Below are 9,917 nucleotides of genomic sequence, written 5' to 3' on the forward strand. Positions count from 1 at the left end.
AATTTACCGGGGCCTTTGGGCCTTTTGATGCAGGATTTGCAAGGGTAACAGTTTGATTCCATAGGGAAACAGGTGGCGATCAGATGCAGGTTTCCGTTTCGTGAAACTTGGGCCTGCCGTGCGGGGCTTTGCACAAGCCGGATTTCCAACAGTATCACCAAATCGCGGATTTTGCATGGTTGCGGGGCAAAAAGCCCGCGATGGCATCTGCGCTATTGCTTTTTTGTACCGAATGGATAAATGTTTACCGATTGGTACAATAAAGCTGATGGAGCCGACGATGAGTGAGCTACGCCAACCCTTGCCGCCCTTTACGCGGGAAACCGCAATCCAGAAAGTCCGCATGGCCGAAGATGGCTGGAACAGTCGCGATCCGGCGCGGGTGTCGCTGGCCTATACGCCTGATACGATCTGGCGGAACCGTGCGGAATTTGCCAATGGTCGCGAGGAGGTCATTGCCTTTCTGACCCGCAAATGGAACAAGGAACTGGAATATCGATTGATCAAAGAGCTGTGGGCGCATGACGGCAACCGGATCGCGGTGCGTTTTGCCTATGAGTATCGCGATGATTCCGGGAACTGGTATCGGGCCTATGGCAACGAGAATTGGGAATTTGCCGAGAATGGCCAGATGCATCGCCGGTTTGCCTGCATCAATGACATGCCGATCCGCGAAGAAGACCGCAAATTCTTCTGGGACCGTTCGGGGCCGCGCCCGGCCGATCATCCGGGCCTGTCCGATCTGGGATTATAAGTAAGCCATGCCAAAGATTATCGCGGAGCGTTCCGATGTTATTCCCGTCCTTGCGGAGATTTTCCGCGAGTATGGCTATGAGGGGGCTAGCCTTTCGCTGATTGCCAGCCGGACGGGTCTGGGAAAGGGAAGTCTTTATCATTTCTTTCCGGGTGGCAAAGAGGAGATGGCATCCGAAGTGCTTCGCGAGATCGATGGCTGGTTCGAGGATGCGGTTTACAAGCCGCTGCGTGACGGGGATGACCCGCGGGCGGCGATTTTGGAAATGTGCCGGTCGGTTGCGACCTATTTCTGGTCGGGCAAGCGGGTGTGCCTGATCGGGGCCTTTGCGCTTGATAATGTGCGTGACCGTTTTTCAGACGCAATCCGCGATTATTTTGCGGTCTGGCAGCGGTCGTTGCAGCAGGCGCTTGTGCGGATCGGGCATGATGCGGACCGGGCATCGGACATTGCCGAAGATGCGATTTTATCGATCCAGGGGGCGCTTGTTTTATCGCGTGCGCTGGACGACACGGCGGTGTTTGAGCGCGCCATGGCGCGGGTTGAAACCGGGTTGCTGGCGGGACCAGATCAGGGAAACGGGCGCACGGGACCCTGACGGGGTGTGATACCATCACGGTATCAAAAAATGACAAATTGACAGTCGTGCGGCCCTTGATCATCGGGATGCGATGATTAAGTTTTATAATGATTTAAATCACTCCAAGCGACAAATGAGGAGGCGTCCATGCCTGCACCCGTCAGTGTCGATCACTTGGCCTTTCCGACCCGCGATCTTGCGGCGACGGATGATTTTTATTCCCGTGTTCTAAAGGCGCGGCTTGTCCATGCCGAAAGCGGTTACAGTCCGTCGTGGAAAAGCGATTATCTGCTGATTACCTTTGCACTGACCGATGGAACGCGGCTGTCATTCTTTGACTGGCCAGCCGATACCGGGCCGTATCCCGATGATCCCGACATGCCCAATGACGTGTTTCATATCGGGCTTCGGTGCGATACGCCGCGTGATGTGATTGCCTGGCAGAACCATTTGTTCCAGCACAAGGTGGTTTACCATAACGAGGATGACGGGCAATCGCGCCGGTTGTTCATCCGTGATCCGAACGGCATCCGGTTTGAAATCTTTGCCGCGGATCAGCCGAAATACAGTGACGATCACGAAGATCGGGCACGTTCGGTTTATGAGGAATGGCAGAAGATCGCCAATCGCTGATCAGGCTTTATGGTCAAGCCGGGCAGGGACCGGTGCTTTGGCGGATGATCAGTTCGGTCGGGACAATGACCGGGTTTTCCGCCGGTCCGGGGATGGCGCCGGTTTTATCAAGCCGGGCCAGCAGCAGCGAAATCGCCTGTTCACCCAATCGTCGACGCGGTTGGCGCACGGTTGTGAGCGGCGGGTCGTAATTGGCGGCCAGATGGATATCGTCGAAACCGACCACCGAGACATCGTGGGGCACGCGAAGGCCAAGTTCCTTGGCCGCGACAATGACGCCGATTGCCATACCGTCCGATGAGCAGAAAAACGCCGTCGGGCGGTTTTTGCTGTCTTTAAGCAGGGCACGCGCCGCCGAAATGCCCGATTCAATCGAGAAATCGCCGCGGTAAATCAGGGACGGGTTTGCTTCGATGCCGCTTTCGGCCAGCGCGCGACGATAGCCGGCAACGCGGTCGGTCGTCAGGATGTTGCTGGCGGGGCCTGCGATATGGGCGATGCGGCTGTGGCCGAGGTCGAGCAGATGTTTGGTCGCGCTGAAGGCAGCCTTTTCATTGTCGATGATCACGGTCGGCAGGTTGCAACCCGGAATGCGTTCGCATGCAATGACGACGGGCGGAATGATCCCGCGCGGGGTATTGGCAAGCGGTGCCGGAAGGCGCCCGTTTAGCAGGATCATCGCGTCGGCCTGATTGCTGCGCAGATAGGCGGCATAGGTGGCTTCGCGTTCGGGTTCGTTCTGGGTATCGCCGATCAGGACGTTGTAGCCCGCCTTGCTGGCCCCCTGTTCGATTCCCGACAGAATTTCCGAAAAGAAGGGGTTTCCGATATCGGGGACCAGCAAAAGGATCATGCCCGACCGGTTCAGGCGCAGGTTCCGGGCCATGACATTGGCGGTATAACCGGTCGCGGCGATGGCGGTTTGCACTTTTTCGCGCGTGCTTTCGGAAACCACATGGGGTTTGTGCAAGGCACGGCTGACGGTGGCAATGGATACCCCGGCATGTTCGGCAACATCTTCAATCGTCGCGATTTTTTCGATCATTCTTCTTCCTACTCTGCCGCTTGCAAGCTGTCCAGCGGCATTGATGGCGCGGCAAGGGCCCTGATAACCGGTGTGATTTTCATCACCATATGAAAAATGTAAAGGTTTACATAATTAATGAAAACGTTTACACAAGAGGCAATCAAAAGTTGATCGCATCAATGCGACGCTAGGGAGGCTACATAAATGACGGATGCGGCTGTTCATGCCGTTAATCCCGGTATCGGGGGCGAAGTGCGTCTTTCCGGCCGGAAGATTTGCAAATCATTTGGCCCGGCACAGGTGCTTTTCGATGTGTCCATCGACCTGCATGCAGGCGAGGTGCACGCGCTTTTGGGCGAAAATGGTGCGGGCAAATCAACGCTGGTTAAAATCCTGTCGGGCTATCACGAGCCGACCGAGGGCGAGCTTGTCCTTGATGGCAAATCCATAAGCTTTGCCGATAGCGAGGCGGGCGAAGGGCATGGGGTGATCCTGATCCATCAGGAACTTAACCTTGCCGAGCAGCTTACCGTTGAAGAAAACATTTTCCTCGGTCGCGAAATCAAACGCGGCTGGTTCCTTGATAAAACCGCGATGCGCGCCGAGGCCAAAAAGCTTCTGGAACAGCTTCAATGCGATGTCGATCCGCGGACCCGTATTCGTGATCTTTCGGTTTCTGATCGCCAGATGGTCGAAATTGCCAAGGCGCTGAGCAAAAAGGCCGATATCCTGATCCTGGACGAACCGACCGCGGTTCTGACCGGGCGCGAGGTTGAAATCCTGTTTGATCAGATCCGGCGTTTGCGCGAACAGGGTGTCGCGATCCTTTATATTTCCCACAAGCTTGACGAAATCAAAGCCATTGCCGACCGCGTCACCGTGCTGCGCGATGGCCGCCACATCGTGACCGAGCCGGTGGTTGACCTGAGCAAGGATGACATGGCGCGTTTGATGGTCGGGCGCGACATCAAACAGATGTTCCCGCATCGGGTATCGGATACCAGCGCGCCGATTGTTTTATCGGTGCGCGATCTTTCGGTGCCCGGACATGTGCGAGATGCCAGTTTTGACCTGCATAAGGGCGAGGTTCTTGGTTTTGCCGGGATCGTTGGGGCGGGACGCACCGCCTTGATGGAGGCGATTATCGGCCTTCGCGAACGGTCGTCGGGGACGATTGAACGCGATGGCAAGCCGGTGCGGATCGCAAGTTTGCAGGATGCCAAAAACAGCGGCATCGCCTATCTGACCAAGGACCGGAAAGGCAGCGGGTTGCTGCTGAATATGGATATGCGACCCAACCTGACCCTGCTGGCGCTGGAAAAGTTCGGGCGTGTGATTGTTGACCGCAAGGCGGAAGAAGCCGCCCTTGAAAAAGCAATCGAGGCGTTTGACATCCGGGCGGCCGACAGCAAGGCCAAGGTCGGTGATTTTTCCGGTGGCAATCAGCAAAAGCTGTTGCTGGCGAAGGTCATGGAAACCGATCCGGATATCGTGATCATCGACGAGCCGACACGCGGCATCGATATCGGCACCAAAAGCCAGATTTACCATTTTATCGGCGGTCTGACCGATCGCGGAAAATCCGTCATTCTCCTGTCGTCGGAAATGCCAGAAATGCTTGGCCTGTCGGACCGCATCGCGGTCATGGCGGCCGGACGCATTACCGGCATTCTTGAAGGAAACGATCGCAACGAACATGAAATCATGCGGCACGCGACAGGAATTTCAGGCCAGGAGGGAGTGTCTGTTCATGAGTAGCCTTGAGCGCCGCGAGGCAAGTGCCTCGCCCCGTTTTTCCATCGATTTCAAGGCACTTGGCCCGTTTATGGCCCTTGTGGTGCTGTTTGTCCTGGGAACGGCGATCAATGACGCCTTCCTGAGTGGCGGCAACCTTTCGAATATTTTCACCCGTGCGGCTTTCATCGGCATTATCGCGGTCGGCGCAACCTTTGTGATTACGGCGGGCGGGATCGACCTTTCGGTTGGTTCGATGGCGGCGTTCATATCCGGTGCGATGATTGTCGTGATGAATACGCTGGTCGAGACACTCGGACCGGGGCTTGAAACCGTTCTGATCGGGATCGTGTTAAGCATCATTCTTGGTATCGGGGCCGGGGCGGTCAACGGGCTGGTCAGTACCAAGGGCAAGATCGAGGCCTTCATTGTCACACTTGGCACGATGGGGATTTACCGGTCGCTTGTGACCTATATGGCCGATGGCGGCACGCTGTCGCTGGATTTCGAGGTGCGCGGGACCTATCGCCCGGTTTATTACGGCGAATTGCTGGGCATTCCGGTACCGGTTCTGGTGTTCCTTGCGGTGGCGGTTGCCGGTTATGTGTTGCTGAACATGACGCCGTTCGGGCGGAAATGTTTTGCCATCGGCTCGAACGAGCAGGTAGCGCGCTATTCCGCGATCCATGTCGACCGGGTCAAGACGATGACCTATGTCATTCAGGGGCTTTGTGTGTCGATTGCGACCATCATTTATGTGCCCCGCCTTGGTTCCGCATCCAGTTCGACCGGTGTTCTTTGGGAACTTGAAGCGATTGCAGCCGTGATCATCGGCGGCACGATGCTTAAGGGCGGTTATGGCCGCATCTGGGGCACGGTGGTTGGTGCGATCATGCTGACCACGATTGGCAATATCCTTAACCTTACTGACGCGATCAGCAATTACCTGAACGGGGCTGTTCAGGGCTTGATCATTATCGTTGCCGTGTTCCTGCAACGCGGGGACTGGCGACGCAAGAAAAGCAAATAACCGGCGATCAACGTCCGGCTCAAGATGACGTACAGAATCATTTTTTGATCAGGAGGAAGCTTGAATGAAAACGATTACAAAGTTTCTCGGGGCGGCCTGCGTTGTGGGTCTTGGTCTTGCATCGACCTTGGCATCGACCACGGCACTGGCACAGGAAAAGGTAAAGATCGGGGTTTCGATCCCGGCGGCGACCCATGGCTGGGCCGGTGGTCTGAACTACCACGCGGAACAGGCCGAAAAGCGCCTTGAGGCGACCTATCCGAACCTTGATATCATCGTTGTTACCGCCAATGGTGCGGGTGAACAGGCCAACGATCTTGAAGATCTGGTATCGGTTCAGAATATCGATGCACTGGTGGTTCTGCCGTTTGAATCCGATCCGCTGACCGTGCCGGTCCAGCAGGTCAAGGAAGCGGGCAAGTTTGTGACCGTGGTTGACCGTGGTCTTTCCCTGCCGGGGATCGAGGATGTTTATGTTGCGGGTAACAACCCGGAACTCGGCCGTGTATCGGGCGAATACATCAAGGAGCGTCTGGATGGCAAAGGCAAGATCGTCATCCTGCGTGGCATCCCGACCGTGATTGACGAAGAACGCGTCGAAGGTTTCATGACGGCAATCGAAGGATCGGATATCGAGGTCCTTGATATGAAGCACGCCAACTGGAACCGTGATGACGGGTATGAAGTCATGCAGGATTTCCTGTCGCGCTTCCCGGAAATCGATGCTGTCTGGGCGCAGGATGATGACATCGCGCTTGGCGTGATCGAAGCCGTCAAGCAGGCAGACCGGACCGATGAACTGTTCATCGTTGGCGGGGCTGGCATGAAGGACATCATCAAGCGCGTGATGGATGGCGATGAACTGACCCCGATTGACGTTCTGTATCCGCCATCGATGATCGCAACCGCGATGGATATCACCGCGATGAAGTTCGTTTCCAATGCGGCGGTCGAAGGCCGTTACATTCTGGGGGCGACCGTCGTGACCCAGGAAAATGCCGAGAACTTCTATTTCCCGGATAGCCCGTTCTGATCCGGCTGTTCTGATGCGAATTGGCGTTGTTGAATAAACGCGAGCAAGCAGAAGGAACCCCGCCCTGTCACGACAGGCCGGGCGGGGTTCGAATTTCACATCACTTTCGTCACCAGATGACATCCGGGCCACCCGGAAAAAACCACACGAGGTCAGTATGAAAACGCTTAAGGGACCGGCGATTTTCCTTGCCCAGTTTGCCGGGGACGAGGCCCCGTTTGACAGCCTTTCCAATATCGGACGCTGGGCGGCGTCGCTTGGCTATAAGGGGGTGCAGATCCCGAGCTGGGACAAGCGCCTGTTCGATGTCGAAAAGGCTGCCCAAAGCAAGGATTACTGTGACGAGGCCAAGGGTATTCTGGCCGAGCATGGTGTCGAGATCACCGAGCTTTCGACCCATTTGCAGGGGCAGCTTGTGGCGGTGCATCCGGCCTATGACGAGATGTTTGATGGTTTTGCCGCCCCCGAAGTGCGCGGCAACCCGAAGGCGCGCCAGGAATGGGCGGTCAATCAGGTCAAGGCCGCGATCAAGGCATCACGCCATCTGGGTATTGGCGATCATGCGACATTTTCAGGTGCCCTTGCCTGGCCCTATGTCTATCCTTGGCCGCAACGCCCGGCGGGCCTGATTGAAACCGCGTTTGATGAACTGGCGAAACGCTGGTTGCCGATCCTTGATGTGGCCGAGGAAAATGGCGTCAATGTCTGTTATGAAATCCATCCGGGTGAAGACCTGTTTGATGGCGTAACATTCGAGATGTTCCTTGAACGGGTCAAGAACCACGCGCGGTGCAACATCCTTTATGATCCGAGCCACTTTGTTTTGCAGCAATTGGACTACCTTGATTTCATCGATATCTATGCCGACCGGATCAAGATGTTCCATGTCAAGGATGCCGAATTTAATCCGACCGGGCGACAGGGCGTTTATTCCGGTTATCAGGGCTGGGTCGGGCGTGCGGGGCGGTTCCGGTCGCTTGGCGACGGGCAGGTCGATTTTGGCGCGATCTTTTCGAAGCTTGCGGCGATTGATTTTGATGGCTGGGCCGTGCTGGAATGGGAATGCGCGCTTAAACATCCCGAAGACGGCGCGCGCGAAGGGGCCGATTTCATTCGCAACCACATTATCCGCGTGACCGAAAAGGCGTTTGACGATTTCGCCGATGGCGGTACGGACGAGGCAACCAATCGGCGCCTGCTGGGGCTTGATTAAGTCGGCGGTTAAAAACCATTCAGGACGGAGATTGACATGACTGAGACGAAAAATCCGGCGCGGCGCATCCGCCTTGGCATGGTTGGCGGCGGACAGGGGGCGTTTATCGGCGCGGTGCATCGCATTGCCGCCCGCCTTGATGATCGCTACGAACTGGTTGCGGGGGCGTTGTCGTCCAAACCCGATATTGCACGCGCATCGGCGGCGGAACTGTTTATTGCACCCGACCGGTCCTATGACAGTTTTGCCGACATGGCCAAACAGGAAGCCGCCCGCGAGGATGGCATTGATGCCTGCGCGATTGTCACGCCAAACCACCTGCATTTCCCGGCAGCCATGGCGATGCTGGATGCCGGTATTCATGTGATTTGTGACAAGCCGCTTTGCCTGAATGTTGAAGAGGCCGAATTGCTGGCGGCCAAGGTGCGTGAAACCGGGCTGCTGTTTGCATTGACGCATAATTACACCGCCTATCCGATGGTGCGCGAAGCCCGCCAGATGGTGCGTGATGGCAAGCTTGGCGATATCCGTCTGGTGCAGGTTGAATATCCGCAAGGCTGGATGGCGACCCGTGTCGAGGATACCGACAACAAGCAGGCCCATTGGCGGGCCGATCCGGCCAAGGCCGGGATGGGTGGGGCCCTGGGCGATATCGGAACGCATGCCCATAACCTTGCCGATTTTGTCACCGGGCTTGAGATTTCGGAGCTGTGCGCGGATATCGATGCCATCGTGCCGGGCCGCAAGCTTGACGACAACGTCCAGATCCTGCTGCGTTACGATAATGGTGCGCGCGGGATGCTATGGGCAAGCCAGGTGGCGATTGGTCATGAAAATGGGTTACGGCTTCGGGTGTATGGCGACAAGGGCGGCATTGAATGGGCGCAGGAACATCCCAACCATCTGCATTTCCGCCCGCTTGATGGTCGCCCGGAACTGATGACCCGCGGCGGGGCGGGGATCGGATCGGCCGGATTGCGCGGGGTCCGCGTACCGCCGGGCCACCCCGAAGGCTATCTTGAAGGTTTTGCCAATCTTTACACCGATTTCGCCGATCAGCTGATCGCGCGGATTACCAATGGCAAGGCCGATCCGGCATCGATGCTGATCCCGGGGATCAATGAAGGCGTCAAAGGCATGAAATTTGTCGAGGCAGTGGTCCGTTCCAGCCAGCGTGGCGCTGTGTGGGTCAGCTTTTAGGTTCCGGAAACGGGACCACCACGCAAATTGGAACATCTGGGGAGAAACAGGCGGCGATCCTTGTGATCGACCGCCTGCTTTTTTATGGCCGGGTGCCGTTACGGAAAGGGGGCGTCCGGGGATTTTGCGATGACGGGCAAAGCGGTCTGGTATTCCATCTGGTGGAAAAGTCACCCTGTTGGGTTGATATGCTATTGTTCTATCTGCCGCGAAAGTGTTTCAATGCGGTATAAAGAAAACTGCAATCCATGCAGGAAACAGGGAGTAGACGATGGCGGAGAAGCCTGTGCTACTGATCACCCGGCGCCTGACCGATGCGGTCCAGGCGCGTGCGGCGCGTGATTATCAGGTCATTCTGAACGACGCGGATCACGTCTTTTCGCGTGATGAGCTGATTGCGCGCTGTCAGGATGTTGACGCGGTTCTTCCCTGCCATTCCGAACATTTCAGTGCCGATGTCATTGCCGATCTTGGTGATCGGTTGCGGATCATTGCCAATCATTCGGTCGGTGTTGACCATGTTGATCTGGAGGCCGCAAAGAAGGCCGGGATCACGGTCACCAATACGCCCGATGTGCTTTCCGATGCGACGGCCGAGATCGCGATGCTGTGCATGCTGGGTGCGGCCCGGCGTGGTGCGGAAGGCGATGCGATGGTGCGGGCCGGGAAATGGGATTTCTGGTCGCCGGCCTTCATGGTCGGGCGGCAGGTGA

The 9,917-nt window shown here is 56.7% G+C and carries 10 protein-coding genes; 9 read left to right on the forward strand and 1 reads right to left on the reverse strand.

What is annotated here, in order from left to right:
* Positions 1-280 precede the first annotated feature (280 nt).
* The 3 genes from TH5_RS16500 to TH5_RS16510 all read left to right on the forward strand — a co-directional run bounded on the left by TH5_RS16500 (position 281) and on the right by TH5_RS16510 (position 1,967).
* Entirely contained in the window at positions 281-754 is a 474-nt protein-coding gene (locus TH5_RS16500) for a nuclear transport factor 2 family protein (protein WP_062949580.1), read from the forward strand.
* 7 nt (positions 755-761) lie between these two features.
* A complete protein-coding gene (locus TH5_RS16505; protein WP_114122758.1) occupies positions 762-1,352 on the forward strand; it encodes a TetR/AcrR family transcriptional regulator in 591 nt (196 codons plus the stop codon).
* A gap of 129 nt (positions 1,353-1,481) precedes the next feature.
* Positions 1,482-1,967: a VOC family protein gene (locus TH5_RS16510; RefSeq protein ID WP_114122759.1), complete on the forward strand. Its 486-nt coding sequence runs from the start codon at positions 1,482-1,484 to the stop codon at positions 1,965-1,967.
* A gap of 13 nt (positions 1,968-1,980) precedes the next feature.
* Here the strand turns inward: TH5_RS16510 and TH5_RS16515 are convergent, their stop codons facing one another.
* Positions 1,981-3,012, reverse strand: coding sequence for a LacI family DNA-binding transcriptional regulator (locus TH5_RS16515; RefSeq protein ID WP_114122760.1), 1,032 nt, complete (start codon positions 3,010-3,012; stop codon positions 1,981-1,983).
* Between the two features lie 186 nt (positions 3,013-3,198).
* On the opposite strand from TH5_RS16515, the gene TH5_RS16520 reads away from it, so the two are divergent.
* The 6 genes from TH5_RS16520 to TH5_RS16550 all read left to right on the forward strand — a co-directional run.
* Positions 3,199-4,752, forward strand: a complete 1,554-nt coding sequence (locus tag TH5_RS16520) for a sugar ABC transporter ATP-binding protein (RefSeq protein WP_114122761.1) — start codon at positions 3,199-3,201, stop codon at positions 4,750-4,752.
* Complete coding sequence (locus TH5_RS16525; protein ID WP_062958675.1) at positions 4,745-5,758, forward strand: ABC transporter permease; 1,014 nt, start codon at positions 4,745-4,747, stop codon at positions 5,756-5,758. Before TH5_RS16520 ends, TH5_RS16525 begins: the two co-directional genes overlap by 8 nt.
* A 64-nt stretch (positions 5,759-5,822) precedes the next feature.
* A complete protein-coding gene (locus TH5_RS16530) occupies positions 5,823-6,791 on the forward strand; it encodes an ABC transporter substrate-binding protein (protein WP_062949568.1) in 969 nt (322 codons plus the stop codon).
* 157 nt (positions 6,792-6,948) lie between these two features.
* Complete coding sequence (locus TH5_RS16535) at positions 6,949-8,004, forward strand: sugar phosphate isomerase/epimerase family protein (protein WP_114122762.1); 1,056 nt, start codon at positions 6,949-6,951, stop codon at positions 8,002-8,004.
* Positions 8,005-8,040: 36 nt separating this feature from the next.
* Positions 8,041-9,204 carry a Gfo/Idh/MocA family protein gene (locus TH5_RS16540; protein ID WP_114122763.1) on the forward strand — a complete coding sequence of 388 codons (1,164 nt, stop codon included), beginning with the start codon at positions 8,041-8,043 and terminating at the stop codon, positions 9,202-9,204.
* 271 nt (positions 9,205-9,475) lie between these two features.
* Positions 9,476-9,917, forward strand: a 442-nt coding sequence (locus TH5_RS16550; RefSeq protein WP_483030203.1) for a Rossmann-fold NAD(P)-binding domain-containing protein, incomplete at its 3' end; no start/stop codon positions are given.

It is taken from the genome of Thalassospira xianhensis MCCC 1A02616 (genome assembly GCF_003326475.1).
Lineage (GTDB): Bacteria > Pseudomonadota > Alphaproteobacteria > Rhodospirillales > Thalassospiraceae > Thalassospira > Thalassospira xianhensis.